Source organism: Helicobacter acinonychis (genome assembly GCF_900461455.1).
In the GTDB taxonomy this organism is placed as follows: Bacteria; Campylobacterota; Campylobacteria; order Campylobacterales; family Helicobacteraceae; genus Helicobacter; species Helicobacter acinonychis.
In genome coordinates, this window is the sequence record NZ_UGIA01000001.1 from 409,887 (window position 1) to 427,014 (window position 17,128).

A 17,128-nucleotide genomic window follows, 5' to 3' on the forward strand; every position below is an offset into this window, starting at 1 on the left:
TTTAGCGCTCTAAAAACAAACGCACTTCTTTGCTAGGGTGCGATTCTAAACCATCTTTATCCACGCTCACTACCTGATAGCGATAAGGCACACCCACTTTCATGTCCTTATCCACAAATTGGTTTTGCGTGACATTCCCAAAGCGCAAAGGGGTTTTGGAATTGTCTTCAAAACGATACACTGCATAAGCGACTATCCTAGGGCTTAAGTTGTTTTCCCACTGGATAAAGGCTGAAGCGTCTTGAATGATCCCTTTAACGATAACAGGGGCTTCAGGCCTATCAGCGGTCTCACCAATGGCTGGCTCTTTCGGTAGGGCTCCTTCAAGATGCGTTTTGTCTAGGGCGACGACTTTATAATAACGAGTGAGGTTGTCTTTTTCTATCTTATCCACATAGGAAGTGTTGGTAGTTTGAGCGATGAGTTTGTATTTATCGTTGCGGTTATTGGAAGCGTAAATGCGATAAGCCACCACATCTACTTGAGGGGATTTATCCCAACTCAATTCAATTTGTCGTGTGAGGTTTTGACTCACTCTAACATTAGTGATTTCTTTGGGTAAGTCTTTGGTTTTTCCCTCCACTACCATGCTAGGTCTAGACTTATCGCCCATGAAATTTTCTGCAATGATTCGGTAGCGGTATTTTTTCCCATATTCTAAATCCCTATCAAAAAACTCCACAAACAAGCGGTTTCTAACAGTCCCTACATTCAAAAACTTGCCGTCTTTATTTTGCCTTTGAATGATATATCTAGAAACGCTAGGGTTAGGGTGGGGGCTCCAAAAAATTTTCACACTTCTTGGGTATTCAAGGCTTGCAAACACGCTTTCTACGGGATTGATAAAAGAAGTTTTTACTAAAATAGGCTCTGAAAGGTTGGAAACTTTATCGCCTTTGTAAGTGGCGATCTGATAAGTGTAAGAACTCTCTGTTTCTAGCCCCTCATCATAATAGTGGGTCGCATAAGGGTTTTTAAGGGTGGCGATTCTTTTGAGCTGGGAGTCTTTTTTCAAACGATATAAAATAAACCCATCAATATCGTAAGTATCGTCAATCTTAGGCCATTCAAAGCCCACTGAACTCACATCATTAATGGTTTTAATGGAATGGACTACTGGGAGCTTAGTGTCTATATTTTCTTTATTGTTAAGGGCTGAAAAAGTATGATTCCTGGTAGAAGAACACCCTATAAAAATCGCTAATACCACACTACTTTGTATTAAAAGCATGAAGTATTTTTTCTTCATCCAAGATCTCATCTAAATTCTCCTTGTCAAAAAATTTTTTAAGATATTCTAACATATCCTTTAATAGGGGAACTTTAAAGCACAGTTTTTGCTCGCTTTTAGGGTGTTTGAACTCTATCAAATAGGCATGCAGCATGATTCTTATTTCTTCTTTAGGGAGTGCTTCATTAAGCCCATAAAGATTATCACCTATGATGTGTCTGTTTAAATATTCTAAATGCACTCTAATCTGGTGCGTGCGCCCAGTGTATAATTTAGCCCCTATCAAATTAAGGTTATTTTGAGAAGTCAGCAAGCTGGTAAATTCGCTTTTAGAATAACGGCTTTTTTCTTTTTTAATTGCCATCATTTTTAAGCGGTTATTGGGGTTTCTTGTCAAATAACATTCCACGCTAATCTTTTCTTCCTTACGGCTTAAGGGCGTTGAAAGCAAGGCGATATAGTAGCGCCCCATGGTTTTGGTTTTGAGTTGTTCGCTCAAATAGACATGGGTAAAATTATTTTTAGCGATGACAATCCCTCCGCTTGTGTCCTTATCCAAACGATGCACAATCCCATAGCGCTCTTTTGATCCTAGATTAGAAAGCTGGTAATTTTTGGCTTCTAACCAATCCACTAAAGTAGGCTCTTTCACGCTTGGGGCTTTATGGACGACCAGATTAGGGGGCTTATTGAGCACCAATAAATCGTCATCTTCAAAAATGACTTCTATTTCTAAATCAAGCTCTCTTTTTAAGGGTTTTGGCGCGATTTTGGGTGTTAAAAGTGCGATTTCATCGCCCTCTTTTAAGGCTAATCCCCCCTTTTTCACCTCCTTTTTTTGACAAAACACAAGCCCCTCTTTAATCAAACTTAACGCTTGATTTTTAGAAATTTGCAACTCTTTGGCTAAAAATTCATCAATGCGTTTGTAATTTTTAGGGGCGATGAAAACTTTTTGCATTCAAACCTTTTATTATATTTTGCATTTTTAAAAACCATTATTTTACTAAAAACCTTTAAAAAATCCTATTCCATTCATTTAATACGCTATACCCATGTGCCACCACTAGGTGGTTTAAATCATTGTAAAGGGGTTTTATTATGGAACACGGCGGATATAATAAATTAAATGGTGTTTTGCGTGGATTTTTAGGTAACGCATTCACGCTTGATGGAAAAGAAGGAGGATTAGATATGAGCAAAATGCATGAACACATCAAAAAGGAAAAACTCAAGATGAATATTTTGCTTATGGGGGCTACTGGAGTGGGTAAAAGCTCGCTTATTACGCTCTATTTGGTAAATAAATTGCTAAAACAGGCAAAGGAAAGTCTATCACTCAGCATCTTGAAAAATATATTGATGAAGAGAAGGGCTTGATTTTGTGGGACACTAAAGGCATTGAATCTAAAGATTATGACCATACCATGCAAAGCATCAAAAAGCAATGAAAGATTCTTCTAAAAAGCGTGGTGAAAAAGAAGCTATTCATATAGCGTATTTATGCGTTAAAGAGACTTCTAGTAGGGTTAAAGAGAGAGTTTTATTAAGCTTTGCTAAAAATTGGAATATCCCAACGATTGTCATCTTCACAAACACTCAAGCTGAAAACGGTGATGCATTTGTCCAAGAAGCTCAAAAGATCATCAGTGAAGAATGGGGGTTTAAAGATTTCATTAGAGCCTATGTGAGGGTTAATTCGGTTGCATATTCATTTAGGGGTATTGAAGTCCCTGTTGAAGGCTTAGATAAGTTGGTAGATGAAACGCAAAAATGTCTTTCAGACGCTCGAGAAAATAAGAAAAAGCATTTCTTGCGTATTCAAAAAGTTAAGATTCAAGAAAGAAAACAGGCTACGATAGATGATTGTAAATTCATTATTCATACTGCATCAGGTACTGCAGGAGCGGTTGGGCTTATCCCTATACCTTTTAGCGATGCACTTGCTATTGCGCCATTCAAGCAGGAATGATCTATAAAATGAATGGTGCTTTTGGAGTGAGTTTAGATGACTCTATAGCCACAACATTAATCACAGGATTGTTAGGCGTAACCGCTGTTGCACAAGTAGGGAGAACGCTCGTTAATGGTTTCCTTAAATTCATCCCTATTTTTGGGAGTGTTGCAGGGAGTGCAACCGCTGTCGCTACCACAGAAGGCATTGGGTTTGCGTATTTGAAAGTGCTAGAAAAATGCTTTAATGATGAGACGGTTGAAGTCAATTTGCCTGAAGTTAGCATGATAGCTTCTCTCTTTAAGGAGAATTATTTCAGTTTGGATATAATCAAAAAATTGAAACAATAAGATTAGGGGTTATGAAAAACGCATGGCATTAGACAAAAGGATTTGGATGCATTTTGATCTTTTACCTTTTATGTTTATCATCCCCTTGCTTGTGGTTTCTTTTTTATTGATTTTTGAGAGCAGTGCGGTTTTGAGCTTGAAGCAAGGGATTTATTATACAATAGGGTTTGTGCTCTTTTGGATAGTGTTTTTTATCCCTTTTAGAAAGCTCGATCGGTGGCTTTTTGTGTTTTATTGGGCATGCATTATTTTATTGGCGTTAGTGGATTTTGTGGGATCTAGCAAGCTTGGGGCACAACGATGGCTAGTCATTCCTTTTACTTCTATCACCTTACAGCCTAGCGAACCTGTAAAAATCGCTATTCTTTTATTGTTGGCGCATTTGATTAAAATAAACCCACCCCCTTTTAATGGCTATGATTGGGGCATGTTTTTAAAGCTTAGTTTTTACATTTGCTTACCGGCACTTTTGATTTTAAAACAGCCTGATTTAGGCACGGCCCTTATTGTGTTAATCATGGGGTTTGGGATTTTATTGATCGTGGGTTTAAGGACTAGGGTATGGCTCTCTCTTTTAATCGCTTTAATGGTGGCTTCGCCTATCGCTTATCATTTTTTACATGATTACCAAAAAAAGCGTATCGCGGACTTTCTTTCTGAAAAGCCTAATTACCATGTCATGCAATCCATTATCGCTATTGGCTCAGGCGGTTTTTTAGGCAAATCTCAAGAAGCCTCCACTCAAACCAAATTCAAATTCTTGCCTATCGCAACGAGCGATTTTATCTTTGCTTACTTTGTGGAGCGTTTTGGGTTTTTAGGGGCTATGTTGCTTTTTGCGATTTATATAGGCTTAACTTTGCATTTATTTTTTTATATGTTTGAGAGCAACAGCGATTGGTTTTTAAAAATTGTAGCCCTTGGGATTTCTATTTTGATCTTTGTTTATTCAAGCGTGAATATCGCCATGACCTTAGGGTTAGCCCCTGTGGTGGGGATTCCCTTACCCTTATTCAGTTATGGGGGGAGTAGTTTTATCACTTTTATAATCTTGTTTGGGATCTTAGAAAACTTGCTTGCTTTTCGCTATATTTTTGGATACAATAGCAAACCATCTTTTGGGAATTTTGGATTCTTAGCTCAGCTGGTCAGAGCACTCGGCTCATAACCGATTGGTCGTAGGTTCAAGTCCTACAGAATCCACCACTCCCACACTTCTTTTGATCCCCTTTTTAAGTGAAAAGCGATTGAACGCTTTCGTTATGATAAATCCTTCTAATGACTTCTGCAAATAAGGGCACTACACTTAAAGTGGTGATTTTATCGCATTTTTGAGCTAAAGGAATGGAATTGCTCACCACCACTTCATCTAACGCACTTTCTTTAATGCGCTTGAATGCATTCCCACTCAAAACCGCATGTGTGCCTAACGCCATCACAGAAGTCGCCCCTTGCTCTTTTAAAGCGAGAGCGGCTTTACAGATCGTGCCTGCAGTATCGATCATATCATCCACTAAAATCACATCTCGCCCTTGCACAGAGCCGATAATATTCATCACTTCGCTTTCATTGGCTTTTTCACGGCGCTTATCCACGATGATTAAATCCAAGCCCATTTGATTAGCAAAATACCTAGCTCTTGTAACCCCACCCACATCAGGGCTGGCGATCACTGGGTTTTTGAGTGCTTTAGAGCGGATATAGTCTCTAAAAACGATAGAGCCGTATAAATTATCCACCGGCACATCAAAAAAGCCTTGGATTTGCCCAGCATGCAAATCCATCGTAATGATCCTTTCAATCCCCACTTCTTGCATCAAATTAGCGACCATTTTAGCCGTGATAGGCACTCTTGGAGCCGCTTTTCTGTCCTGTCTTGCATAGCCAAAATACGGCAACACCGCCGTGATAGAATTGGCCGAACTGCGCCTTAAAGCATCTACCATGATCAATAATTCCATTAAATTGTTATTGACAGGCACGCAAGTGGGCTGGATAATAAAAATATCTTTACCGCGCACCGATTCGCTGATCTGGATATTGATTTCGCCATCGCTGAATCTCCCAATCATCGCTTTGGATAAGGGAACGCCTAAATGCCTTGCTACTTCTTTGCCAAATACAGGGTGAGCGCTCCCTGAAAAAATCTTAAACCCACGCATTTTCATTGCTTACACTCCCTAAATGGATTAAAAATAATTGTAACACACCAAAACTAAAAGCGTTAATTTTCAACCAAGATCCTTTTCTAATAAGTTTTTTAATGCAAGATAAGTTTCATTAAAATCAATCCCGCACACTCTGGTTTGAGCGACAACACTCATAAAATTGCTATCCCCTAAAAACCTAGGTACTAGATGCATGTGCAAATGCTCTGGGATCCCTGCTCCTGCGTTTTTGTGCAGATTCAAACCCACATTGATCCCTTGAGCGCCATAAGCATACAACGCTTTTAAAACTTTAGGCACTAATTGATTCATGTTCAACCAAGTGTTAATTTCTAAAAGTTCAACACTCGCTTTATGCACATGGGGAATGATCAACAAATGCCCTGGATTATAAGGGTAGGCGTTCATTACAACAAAGAGATCATTATCTCTATAAAGCACCCTATTTTCTAAATCTTTTACAGGGTTTTGAGAGATCTCGCAAAAAACACAATTCTTAATTTTCTCTTTCAAATAATTTTCGCGCCAAGGGGCATATAAATGTTGCATATTCACTTCTTAAATGTAATTGGGGGCGTCATTAGCAAATAAAATCAAATCGCCTTGAATCGTAGTGGCTTGTAAGATATTTTCTAATTGCCCCTTATCTTTGAGTAAGATTTTTTGAGGTTTCTTTAAATGGGACGCAATCACTTTAGAATTTAACTCCCCTGTGATGATAGCGACATCAAAGACTTCATTGATTTTTTTCGCTAAAGTTTCATTGCTTTCTGTATTGCTTTCCACTAATCCCGGCGTTACAATGACTTTACGCCCTTCATACAAACTCGCTAAACGAATACCCTCTAGCATGCCTTTTAAATTCCCATTAAAGCTATCGTCTATAATGACTTTTTGATTCACTTCCAAAAGTTGCAAACGATGGGCAATAGGGTTGAGATTCAAAACAAGCTGTTTGATCCTTTCTGTTTCTAAACCTAAATGCTTGGCGATTAAAATAGCTAAAGCGATATTATAAGCGTTAAATTTGCCTAAAACTTTCGTTCCAAAACTTTCCCAAACGCCATCTAAAAGCATTTCAAAAAAAGTGCCTTTTAAAGTGGATTGGATGTTTTTAACCAAGCTAGAATAATCTATTAAAGGGGCGTTGTTAGGGGCATAGGGTTTAATGGTCTCTATAGAGTAACAAAAGGCGTTTTCCAATCGTTTTGAATCCAATAACTCCGCTTTAGTCTCGCAAATATTTTCTAAAGTTTTAAAATATTCTAAATGCTGTTCGCCCACTTCTGTGATCACAGCAAGGTGTGGTTCAATGAGATGGGTGATTTCTTTAATATCGCCCTTATTCCTTGCCCCAGCTTCAGCGATATAAATTTCGCTACTATCCTCTAAATTTTGGTTAATATCATTCGCAATGCCTAAAAGGGTATTGACGCTTTTAGGGCTTGCATGCACATTGAATTTCGTTTGTAAGATTTGATGCAAGAAATTTTTGGTGCTAGTTTTCCCAAAACTCCCAGTAATGGCGATGACTTTTAAACTTTTTAAAGAGGCGATTTTATCTTTAGCGATTTGCAAATACTGCTTGGATAAGACTTTTTCAAAGATTAAAGAAGTGCTTAAAACGAATATGAATAAACACAAATAGCCAAGCGCGAGTGAGATCCCGCTTAAAGAAACTAATTCTATGTTTAAGATTTCATGCAAGATTAAAAATAACAATAAAAAAATAAAAAAGCGCTTCACCCTTGGCGTGAAAACTAAAGGCTTGTCGTTGCGTTTAGCCCAAACAATGAGCATGGGTATTTGAATAACACCGCAAAAGAAATCAAAAACAAACGGTATTTTGAAAACATACGATCCCATAAACACCCCTAAAGGCAATACAAAATAAATCCCATGCCAACGCATTTTATGATGCTTAGTTAAGATCCTAAACACGCTGTAATGATACCATTGCAATAAAGTTATCACATAATAGCCAAGCCCTGTTACAAAGAGCCAACGAAACGCTAAATCCAGCCAACTAGGACTTTGCATGATCATAATTCTCCATTAGTTTTTCAATCTCTTTTGCTTGGTTTAAAAAAAAGAAATGATCCCCTTCTAAAACAAATAATTTGCTCTTTTTTAATAAGGTTTGCATTTTTTGAGCGGAGCTTAAGGGGGTTGCTTTATCATCTTTACCCCAAAATAATAAAACTTCTTTCTCGCATCGTTTGAAATGATCGCTAAAGTCTTCACTGACGACTTTTTTAAAGGTTTCATACATCACTTGATTAAGATTAATAGCGTCCTTACTCCTCAAAAACCCTAAATTTAGTCCTAATTTTTTAAAGATTTTAGCTAAAAGGATTTTACAACGCACTTTTAAAGGTTTTGGCTCTAAAATACCCGCGCTACTCAATAAAATAATCCGATCGTTTTCACACAAGATCGCCACTTTCCCTCCAAAGCTATGCCCAAAAACGGCATGCACTTTTTTATCTACGCTTTTTAAGAATAGATTGATGATATTAGCATAATCTTTAGTTTCTAAGACTTTTTCATCATTAGGGCTTTGATTGAAACCGGGCAAATCCACATACAAATGGTTGTAATTTAAAAAACAGCGTTGAAACGCTTGTTGCATCACTTCTTTAGAACTCCCCCAGCCATGCAAAAACAAGGCGTTTAAAGGGCTATGGTTGTCTATAAAAGTGTAGGAAATATCAAAAACGCTCCCTAAATAAGCGACGCTGCGTTTAGCCATTACTTATTCTTTTGGATCTGTAACAAATAAGAGTTTTTAACTTGGATTTTAGGGGTTTTGGGTAATGATTGGGCTAAATTTTCTAGCGTTGTTTTAAAATCATCAAACAAATAATTGGCTAAACTGCCAGGAATGGGGTTGATCTCATTAAGATACACTTCGTTATCTATGACAAAAAAATCGCAACGAATGATCGCACCATCAAACAAATCGTTATAGAGTTTTTTAAAATTTTCTCTCAATTGTTCTTCTAGGGCGTTAGGAATGTTAGCTTTAGGGGCTTTGGTGCGTGAAAAATCCAAATATTTTTGTTTGAAATCCAAAAACTCTTGTTTGTTAGGCTCTTCAACATAGGAAAAACAAAAATCCTCTTTTATCTTACAACCGGCTAAATTGTATTCTTTCACTCTTTGAATGAAAGGTTCTATTAAGACTTCTTTAGAATATTCAAACGCGCCATCTAAAGCGTAGGCTAATTCTTTTTCTTCTTTCACAACACTCACCCCTAAAGAGCTCCCAGCGTTATTGGGTTTGACAATAAAGGGAAAATTAAAACTAGGCTTGATCAAATCCAGGGCGTTAGCACGGTTTTTTTCATTCAAAAGAATGCAATCTAAAGTCTTTACCCCTAAATTTTTAGCATAAAGCTTGGTTAAATGTTTGTTATAGCTCAACACGCTCGCTTCAACTCTAGAGCCTATAAAAGCGATACGATAAAATTCTAACAAGCTCGCTAATTTTCCGTCTTCGCCATCGCCTCCATGCACAAGGTTAATCATTAAAGGTAATTCTATTGTTTTAGTGCCTAAAAACGAGTTTTTAAGTAAACCATTGTGTGTCAGCATTAGGGGGGGTAATTTTTTTTCTTTGATTTGAGCGAAGTATTTTGAATGCATGTTAGATGCTTCAATCAAGTAAAAATGATGGTTTTCATCTAAAAAAATAAAATATTTAATTTGATCTTTCAACACTTCTTTAAGTGCGATTGCACTCACAATACTGATTTCATGTTCAAAACTCGCCCCACCAAATAAAACGCAAAATTCCACCATAAAACTCCCTAAAAACGATTAAAATAGAGTCTATCTATATTTACCTAAAAAAAGGCTTTTGAATTTTCTTAAAATTAAAGTTTAATGTTAAAAAACCCCAAAATATTGACCACCACCAACACGCTCAACCCAGCTAAAACGCCAGCCAAAGCGTCATCTGCCACAACCCCTAAACCTCCTTTAACTTTTTTGTCTATTGCACCAATGAGTGAGGGCTTAGTAATATCATAGATCCTAAAAAAGATAAAACTCAAAACCACACCCACTAGTGATAACCCACTAATAGCTATAGCAAGCCACATGCCCACTAATTCGTCTATCACAATGTAAGAGCTATCATGCCTTTTACTCTCTTCTTCTTCTTTATCTATTTGAGTGATAGCGATAAGCCCAATAAAAATCGCCCCTAAAAACAAAGTGTTAGCCGAAAAAGCTAAAATAGGTAAGCCTAGTAATAACGCCACTAAACTCCCTATCGTTCCAGGAGCTTTTTTAGAATAACCGCTAAAAAAAAGGGTTAAAAAACACGCGCGCCAACCAAATTTATTCAATCATTGCCTTAAATTCTTTCTAATGAGAGCATTTTAGCATTTTATCTCAATTAAAAAGCGATTCTTTAAACAATAAGGCTTAATTTAAGCACGCTTTTAGTATGATCGCTTTTAAATTCTCTTTAGAAACTAAAGGTTAATTTTAAAATGTTGCTTTTTACTCCAGGCCCTGTAGCGATTAGTGAAGAAATGCGCACAAGCTTTTCTCAGCAAATGCCCCACCACCGCACCAAAGATTTTGAAAAGATTTTTCAAAGCGTGCGAGAAAATTTAAAAAAAATGACAGGTTTAGAAGAAGTTTTGCTTTTAAATAGCAGTGGGACAGGGGCTATGGAAGCGAGCATTCTTTCATTGTGTCAAAAGGGATTGCTGTTTGTTAATGCGGGTAAATTTGGCGAAAGGTTTGGCAAGATCGCTAAAGCCCATTCACTCAAAGCTCGCGAATTGGTCTATGAGTGGGACACGCCCGCTAAAGTAGATGAAATATTAAACACGCTTAAAGTTAACCCTAACATTGATGCGTTTTGCATTCAAGCATGCGAGTCTAGTGGGGGGTTAAGACACCCTGTAGAAGAAATCGCTCAAGCGATCAAAGAAACCAATAAAGATATTTTTGTGATCGTAGATGCCATCACCGCTTTAGGGGTTGAACCTTTAGAAATAAAACATATAGATGCACTCATTGGAGGGAGTCAAAAGGCGTTCATGCTGCCTCCTGCGATGAGCTTGATTGCGTTGAGTCAAAAAGCAATTGATCGTATAGAAGAACGCAATATAGGGTTTTATTTCAACTTAAAGAGCGAATTGAAAAACCAAAAAAATAACACCACAAGCTACACCGCTCCTATTTTACACACTTTAGGGTTGCAACGCTATTTTGAATTAGTGCAAAATTTGGGGGGCTTTGAAGCACTCTATAAAGAGACTAAAAGAGTCGCTCTAGCCACTCAAAAAGCGGTTTTAGCATTAGGTTTAAAGATCTTCCCTAAAAGCCCAAGTTTGAGCATGACAACGATTTTTAACGAGCATGCCAAAGAATTGCGAACTCTTTTAAAAGAAAAATACCAGGTGCAATTTGCGGGTGGGCAAGAGCCTTATAAAGATGCACTCATTCGCATCAATCACATGGGAATCATTCCTGTTTACCAAAGCGCTTACGCCTTAAATACCCTAGAATTAGCCCTAAACGATTTGAATTTAAGGGAATTTGATGGCGTAGCGAACACAACCTTTTTAAAGCAATATTATGAAATTTAAGGATCACAATGCATTATTCTTATGAAACCTTTTTAAAAGACAGCCTAAAATTAGTGGAACAAGTAGAACAAATTTGCGGTATCCCAGAAGCCCTTGTGTGCGTGATGCGAGGGGGCATGACTTTAGCGCATTTTTTGAGTTTGCATTGGAATTTAAGGGAAGTTTATGGCATCAATGCGATTTCTTATGACACTACAAACCGACAAAACGCCCTAAAAATTGAAAATATCCCCACAATCAAAGATTATTTAAAAACCATTCTTGTGGTAGATGAAATCGTAGATAGCGGTAATTCTTTAGAAGCGGTGCTTAAAGTGTTGCAGGAAAAACACCTTGATAAAAAGTTTTATAGCGCGAGTTTGTTCCAAAAGACAAGCGCAAAATACAAAGCCGATGCGTTTTTAAAAGACGCTCCTGAATGGATTGATTTCTTTTGGGAAGTGGATTTGAAAAACTTTAAAAGCCATTAACATGCAAAAAGAAAACAAACAACTTTGCTTAATCTCATTAGGTTGCTCTAAAAACTTGGTGGATTCAGAAGTGATGTTGGGCAAGCTCTATAATTACACGCTCACCAATGACGCTAAAAGCGCTGATGTGATTCTTATCAACACTTGTGGGTTTATTGAAAGCGCTAAACAAGAGAGTATCCAAACCATTCTTAACGCCGCTAAGGACAAAAAAGAGGGCACGCTTTTGATTGCGAGCGGGTGCTTGAGCGAGCGCTATAAAGATGAAATCAAAGAATTGATCCCTGAAGTGGATATTTTTACCGGAGTGGGGGATTATGACAAGATTGATATTTTAATCGCTAAAAAACAAAACCAATTCAGCGAGCAAGTGTTTTTAAGCGAGCATTATAACGCACGCGTTATCACAGGATCTAGCGTGCATGCTTATGTTAAAATTTCTGAGGGCTGTAACCAAAAATGCTCTTTTTGTGCCATTCCTAGCTTTAAGGGGAAATTGCATAGCAGAGAATTAGACTCCATTTTAAAAGAAGTAGAAGATCTAGTGCTTAAAGGCTATAAGGACATGACTTTTATCGCTCAAGATTCTAGCTCATTTTTATACGATAAGGGGCAAAAAGACGGCTTAATCCAGCTCATTAGTGCGATTGATAAACAACAAGCCTTAAGGAGTGCTCGTATTTTATACCTCTACCCTTCTAGCACCACTTTAGAGCTTATTGGCGCGATTGAAAACTCGCCCATTTTTCAAAATTATTTTGACATGCCCATACAGCATATTAGCGATTCCATGCTTAAAAAAATGCGTCGTAACTCCAGCCAAGCACACCATTTAAAGCTTTTAAACGCCATGAAACAAGTTCAAGAAAGCTTTATAAGAAGCACGATTATTGTAGGGCATCCAGAAGAAAATGAGGGCGAATTTGAAGAATTGAGTGCATTTTTAGATGAGTTCCAATTTGATAGATTGAATATCTTTGCTTTTAGTGCTGAAGAAAATACGCATGCGTATTCTTTAGAGAAAGTGCCTAAAAAAATCATTAACGCTCGCATTAAAGCTTTGAATAAAATCGCTTTAAAACACCAGCACAATTCTTTTAAGGCTTTGTTAAATAAGCCTATTAAGGCATTAGTGGAAAATAAAGAAGGCGAGTATTTTTACAAAGCAAGGGATTTGAGATGGGCACCTGAAGTGGATGGGGAAATTTTAATCAATGACAGCGAATTAAACACCCCCTTAAAACCTGGGCATTACACGATTGTGCCTAGTGCCTTTAAAGATAATATCTTACTCGCTAAGGTTTTAAGCCCTTTTTAAAAGTTAGCCGTAAGGCTAAAAGCACGACAAGATCGTGGCTAGAGCGTGTGGGTTTGCGTTTTTTTGTTAAAATGGATTAGAAAAATCCGTTTAAAGGCAAAAAATGAAGAACATTTATGTTGGGGTAAAAACCAATATTGAAAATCTTCAAAGTATTTTTAGACATACCAATGATAAAGATGAAAAACTACAAAAATTTAACCAAGAAGCGTTAAAGGAATTCCAACAATTAGAACTTGAAAGCTTACACAATAATGAAGAGTGGGAAAGATTTAGCATTGCATTTTATGGAGAAACCAATGCAGGGAAATTAACCCTTATTGAATGTTTGAGAATATTTTTTAAAGAACAAAACAAAAAAGATCAACAAGAATGATTCAAGCAACTTGATTCAAATTATCAAAAGAAATATAAAGATGATGAACGCATTATAGAACAATACGATACTGAAATTTCTGACATTCAAAAAACATTGCAAAACCTTGAAAATAAACTTACCTCTTTAAAAGAATGCAACATATTTTTTAAAATTTTTCACTTTCTTACAGGAAATAGAAAATTTAAGGAAATATCAGAATGTTTTCAAAAATCTCAAGACGAATTAAACGATACAGAACTAAAAAAGAAAAATTATATATCTGAAAAACAAGATATTTTAAATCAAATGAGTTCATTGTAAGATGGAGAGATTATGGGCGATGGAAGAAGCGATTTTACTTTAAAAACACAATCTTATCATTTCAAATACGGCAATCAAGACTTTGTTTTGCTTAATGTTCCAAGCATAGAAAGCGACGAAGAAAAAGTGATTGAGCAAATTTCTGACGCAACACAAAAAGCCCATGCTGTTTTTATATCACAAAAAGTTGCAATTCTCCGCAAAAAGGAGAAGAGAATAAAGAAGGGACAATTGAAAAAATTCAAAAACAACTTGATTCGCAAACAGAGGTATAGACAATTTTTAACAAACCGATTAACAGCCCAAGAGCCTTAAAAGATGGGCTTATCAACGCAAACGAACAAGAAAGCTTAAAAATTTTAGATAAAGAGATGAAAAACATTTTAGGCGAACACTACATGGGTCATAAAGCAGTTAGCGCCCAAATGGCTTTCTATGGTCTTGCACAAGCTTTAATCCTAGAGACTGATTTTTATAAAAACAAACAAAAATTTCTAGAAAATTTTAAAGAAGAAGAATTATTGAATAAATCTCATTTTAAACAATTAGGGAGATTTATCAGCGAAGAGCTTATTAAAAACTCACGTGCCAAAATCATAGAATCAAACCGCTTGAAAGAGAAATTGAAAATAAGGAATTTGAAGAAATTCTTAAAAATGAATACAAGCAAGGAATTGAAAAATTGTGTAAAAACATAGAAGGGCGGTTTGAAAAAGATGTGGAACAATTCCGCAGAAGTATAGAAAAAGCTGTTAAACAATTTGAAGATAGAATTAAAAATTCTCTAGAAAATTTAGAATACATCAATACTAATAGTGATTTTAATTTTGACATTAATATTAATAGTGGCACACATTAGTAAATTAGGCTTAGGGGCTTCAATAGGAGGTTTGCTTTTGCTTGGGGTTTGGAATCCTCTGGGTTGGATAGTGCTAGGATTAGGGGGTCTTTTAGGATTAATTGGGATGGTTGAATCAGTGTGGAATCTTTTTGATTCAGACTATAAAAAATCCCAACAAAGAAAAGAAGTGGATAATGCTTTAAAACAAGTTTGTGAAAAAATTGCAGAGGATGTGAAAAGCCAAATTGAAAGTTGCAAAAAAAGGTGCATTGGGAATAATTGAAAATTTCAAAGCCGATCTTAACGGACTTATTGATAATTACAAGCGCATGAAAATACAATTAAAAGAAGCCCATGAAAGATTAGGATACATCTCGAATAACATCAAAACAAGGAGCATGCAATGAATGAAACGCTAGAACAATTTAAAAAAAATCAAAAGAGGAATCAAGAAGTTCTTAAAAAATTACTTGATTTTGTCCATACAGGGGAAAAATACGGCATCGATGTTGAAGATTCTCTCAAAGAAAAAATCCATAATGCGATGAAAATGTCGCCGATCAAAAACTTAAAGTGGCTTTAGTGGGAGGTTTTTCTGAGGGAAAACATCCATAGCAGCAGCTTGGATCGAGCGATTAGACAAAACGAGCATGAAGATAGGTCATCAAGAATCCAGCGATGGAGTTAAAATCTACAACATAGATGGTGAAATTGAGCTAGTTGACACTCCAGGATTATTCGGGTTTAAAGTAAAAGAACACGATAGTGGGAAGATAGAACGCTATAAAGATATTACAAAAAAATATGTCAGCGAAGCCCATCTCATTTTATACGCGCTCAACCCGTCAAATCCCATCAAAGAAAGTCATAAGGACGATTTGAACTGGTTGTTTAGAACGCTCAATCTTTTATCTAGGACCATATTTGTCATCAGCCGTTTTGATGAAGAAGCGGATATTGAAAATGAAGAAGATTACAACAAAAGATTTAAGATCAAAAAAGAAAATATTCAAAGCAGACTTGATGAACTGATTTCTTTAAACGAAGAAGAAAAAGAGAGTTTGGTGATTGTCGCTGTTGTTGCAAATCCTTTTGACTTGGGGTTTGAACATTGGCAAAAGCATAAAGAAGAATTTCAAAAACTTTCACATATCAAAGCCTTGCAAGATGCGACACAACAAAAGATTAAAGAAAATGGTGGGGAATTAACCATCATAGAAGAAGCCAAAAAAGCATCATTCAAGATATTATCCATAGGCAAGCACCGCTTGCAAAACAAGTGTTGCAAGGCATTAGTATAGAAATGGGATACTTGAATAAAATGCTTAAAAAAGGCGACAAGATATTCAAGATTTAAATGGAGAAATTTCTCAATCTCGCATTCATTTAAGAGAATTTATAACGAGGTATTTTAGCGATCTTATCCGTCAAGTTTCTGGCACTAGCATAGAAACATTTAATGGTTTTTTTGAAAGAGAAATAGGCAATGAAGGTATCAAATATAGACACAAAAGTCAAAAATGAATTTGAGAGACAAACGCAAGGGATTGTAAATGAAATTTCTAAAATTGGGACGAGTTTTAACGCCGATCTGAGTTCTTCTGAAAAATATTTCACAACACTTGGAAAAATGGGAATTAATTTTTTAAGACAAAGCGGGTTTATCAATGCAACTAATGTCAAATTGGCTAGAGATGGGATAGTGGCTGTGGGAAAATTTGCAGGCATAGATTTGGCTTTAAAATTCAAACCTTGGGGCACTGTCAAATTGGTAGGTAACATAAACAAAGCTTTGCCGCTTATCGGTATTGCTTTTGAAGTATGGGATTCTTGGAGAGAACAACAAAAAATAAAAGAATTTGAAAAAGCTAAAGAAAAAATGAAATCCAATTTTGAAAACCAAAAAACAAGAAATATTAGATCTCATCAATGATGAAACCAAGTTTAAACAAGCATGTTTCCCAAACATATTTGAACTAGAAAAATCGTTTCAAGAATTAGAAAAAGACATTAAAAAAACGCAAGAGTGCAGTGAAGAACTTGAAAAGTGGATTAAAATTGGCGAAGATTTTATAGAAGTTGAGCCTGAAGAGGAATAAGCTATAATTAAACTTGTTTTAAAATTTCAAAAACGCAAAAAAGCTTGTTAGTTAAGTTTAAAAAGCGGTGTTTTGAATCTCTTAATAAGGAAAGGCAATGTTTTCTAAAATTTTTTCATCTCTTAGTCTTGCAAATGCGCTTAAAGGCTTTTTATTCGAACGCATTTCAAACCCTATGCAAAGTGCTCGCATTATCAATATGGTTTTGGATATAAAAAACGCTCTTGATGACAACACGGATCGATCAAATAACGCTTGTAAAACTTTGGACTTGATAATCAAATTTAAAAAAGATCACCCACAAGATTTTAACGAATTGTTTGAAGTCTTAAAAGATCTCATACAAGAATACGAGCAAAACCCTGACGAGATCAAGAAAAATCTCAAAGAAATCCTAAAATAAGGC

At 36.3% G+C, this 17,128-nt stretch carries 14 protein-coding genes, 1 tRNA gene and 4 pseudogenes; 11 read left to right on the forward strand and 8 right to left on the reverse strand.

The features are described from left to right. Position 1: 1 nt before the first annotated feature. Together DYI00_RS01865 and DYI00_RS01870 are read right to left on the reverse strand one after the other, a co-directional pair. On the reverse strand, positions 2-1,249 hold the full coding sequence (locus DYI00_RS01865; RefSeq protein WP_172460808.1) for a fibronectin type III domain-containing protein: 1,248 nt from the start codon (positions 1,247-1,249) through the stop codon (positions 2-4). Further along, entirely contained in the window at positions 1,212-2,192 is a 981-nt protein-coding gene (locus DYI00_RS01870; protein WP_011577590.1) for an RluA family pseudouridine synthase, read from the reverse strand. Before DYI00_RS01870 ends, DYI00_RS01865 begins: the two co-directional genes overlap by 38 nt. A 140-nt stretch (positions 2,193-2,332) precedes the next feature. On the opposite strand from DYI00_RS01870, the pseudogene DYI00_RS08690 reads away from it, so the two are divergent. The 4 genes and pseudogenes from DYI00_RS08690 to DYI00_RS01890 all read left to right on the forward strand — a co-directional run. Next, a pseudogene (locus tag DYI00_RS08690) lies at positions 2,333-2,771 on the forward strand (GTPase); the annotation flags it as partial. Positions 2,772-3,199: 428 nt separating this feature from the next. Further along, entirely contained in the window at positions 3,200-3,535 is a 336-nt protein-coding gene (locus DYI00_RS08695) for a hypothetical protein (protein WP_370447421.1), read from the forward strand. Between the two features lie 22 nt (positions 3,536-3,557). Continuing rightward, positions 3,558-4,703, forward strand: coding sequence for an FtsW/RodA/SpoVE family cell cycle protein (locus DYI00_RS01885; protein WP_011577593.1), 1,146 nt, complete (start codon positions 3,558-3,560; stop codon positions 4,701-4,703). Further along, a tRNA-Ile gene (locus DYI00_RS01890) sits at positions 4,665-4,741 on the forward strand. Before DYI00_RS01885 ends, DYI00_RS01890 begins: the two co-directional genes overlap by 39 nt. A 26-nt stretch (positions 4,742-4,767) precedes the next feature. Here the strand turns inward: DYI00_RS01890 and DYI00_RS01895 are convergent. From DYI00_RS01895 to DYI00_RS01920, 6 genes are all read right to left on the reverse strand, one after another. Beyond that, positions 4,768-5,697 (reverse strand): ribose-phosphate pyrophosphokinase, encoded by a 930-nt coding sequence (locus tag DYI00_RS01895; protein ID WP_041600269.1) that lies wholly within the window; start codon positions 5,695-5,697, stop codon positions 4,768-4,770. A gap of 69 nt (positions 5,698-5,766) precedes the next feature. Then, on the reverse strand, positions 5,767-6,252 hold the full coding sequence (locus tag DYI00_RS01900) for an HIT family protein (protein WP_011577595.1): 486 nt from the start codon (positions 6,250-6,252) through the stop codon (positions 5,767-5,769). Between the two features lie 9 nt (positions 6,253-6,261). Further along, complete coding sequence (locus DYI00_RS01905) at positions 6,262-7,743, reverse strand: Mur ligase family protein (protein ID WP_011577596.1); 1,482 nt, start codon at positions 7,741-7,743, stop codon at positions 6,262-6,264. Next, positions 7,730-8,455: a lipase EstV gene (estV, locus tag DYI00_RS01910; RefSeq protein WP_011577597.1), complete on the reverse strand. Its 726-nt coding sequence runs from the start codon at positions 8,453-8,455 to the stop codon at positions 7,730-7,732. Before estV ends, DYI00_RS01905 begins: the two co-directional genes overlap by 14 nt. Beyond that, positions 8,455-9,504 carry a D-alanine--D-alanine ligase gene (locus DYI00_RS01915; protein ID WP_104709235.1) on the reverse strand — a complete coding sequence of 350 codons (1,050 nt, stop codon included), beginning with the start codon at positions 9,502-9,504 and terminating at the stop codon, positions 8,455-8,457. Before DYI00_RS01915 ends, estV begins: the two co-directional genes overlap by 1 nt. 77 nt (positions 9,505-9,581) lie before the next feature. Next, entirely contained in the window at positions 9,582-10,058 is a 477-nt protein-coding gene (locus tag DYI00_RS01920) for a phosphatidylglycerophosphatase A family protein (protein WP_104709226.1), read from the reverse strand. A gap of 147 nt (positions 10,059-10,205) precedes the next feature. Here DYI00_RS01920 and DYI00_RS01925 point away from each other — a divergent pair, with 147 nt between their 5' ends. The 7 genes and pseudogenes from DYI00_RS01925 to DYI00_RS01950 all read left to right on the forward strand — a co-directional run bounded on the left by DYI00_RS01925 (position 10,206) and on the right by DYI00_RS01950 (position 17,125). After that, positions 10,206-11,315, forward strand: a complete 1,110-nt coding sequence (locus DYI00_RS01925) for a pyridoxal-phosphate-dependent aminotransferase family protein (protein WP_104709225.1) — start codon at positions 10,206-10,208, stop codon at positions 11,313-11,315. Positions 11,316-11,323: 8 nt separating this feature from the next. Continuing rightward, entirely contained in the window at positions 11,324-11,785 is a 462-nt protein-coding gene (locus tag DYI00_RS01930) for a phosphoribosyltransferase (RefSeq protein WP_011577601.1), read from the forward strand. Between the two features lies 1 nt (position 11,786). Then, entirely contained in the window at positions 11,787-13,103 is a 1,317-nt protein-coding gene (rimO, locus tag DYI00_RS01935; RefSeq protein ID WP_011577602.1) for a 30S ribosomal protein S12 methylthiotransferase RimO, read from the forward strand. Between the two features lie 103 nt (positions 13,104-13,206). Further along, positions 13,207-13,476, forward strand: a pseudogene (locus DYI00_RS08640) (hypothetical protein); the annotation flags it as partial. A gap of 261 nt (positions 13,477-13,737) precedes the next feature. Next, positions 13,738-14,885 (forward strand): annotated as a pseudogene (locus tag DYI00_RS08300) (GTPase); the annotation flags it as partial. Positions 14,886-15,026: 141 nt separating this feature from the next. Then, positions 15,027-16,722 (forward strand): annotated as a pseudogene (locus DYI00_RS08305) (LeoA/HP0731 family dynamin-like GTPase). A 97-nt stretch (positions 16,723-16,819) separates the two neighbouring features. Beyond that, a complete protein-coding gene (locus DYI00_RS01950) occupies positions 16,820-17,125 on the forward strand; it encodes a hypothetical protein (protein ID WP_104709224.1) in 306 nt (101 codons plus the stop codon). The last annotated feature ends 3 nt before the right edge of the window (positions 17,126-17,128 follow it).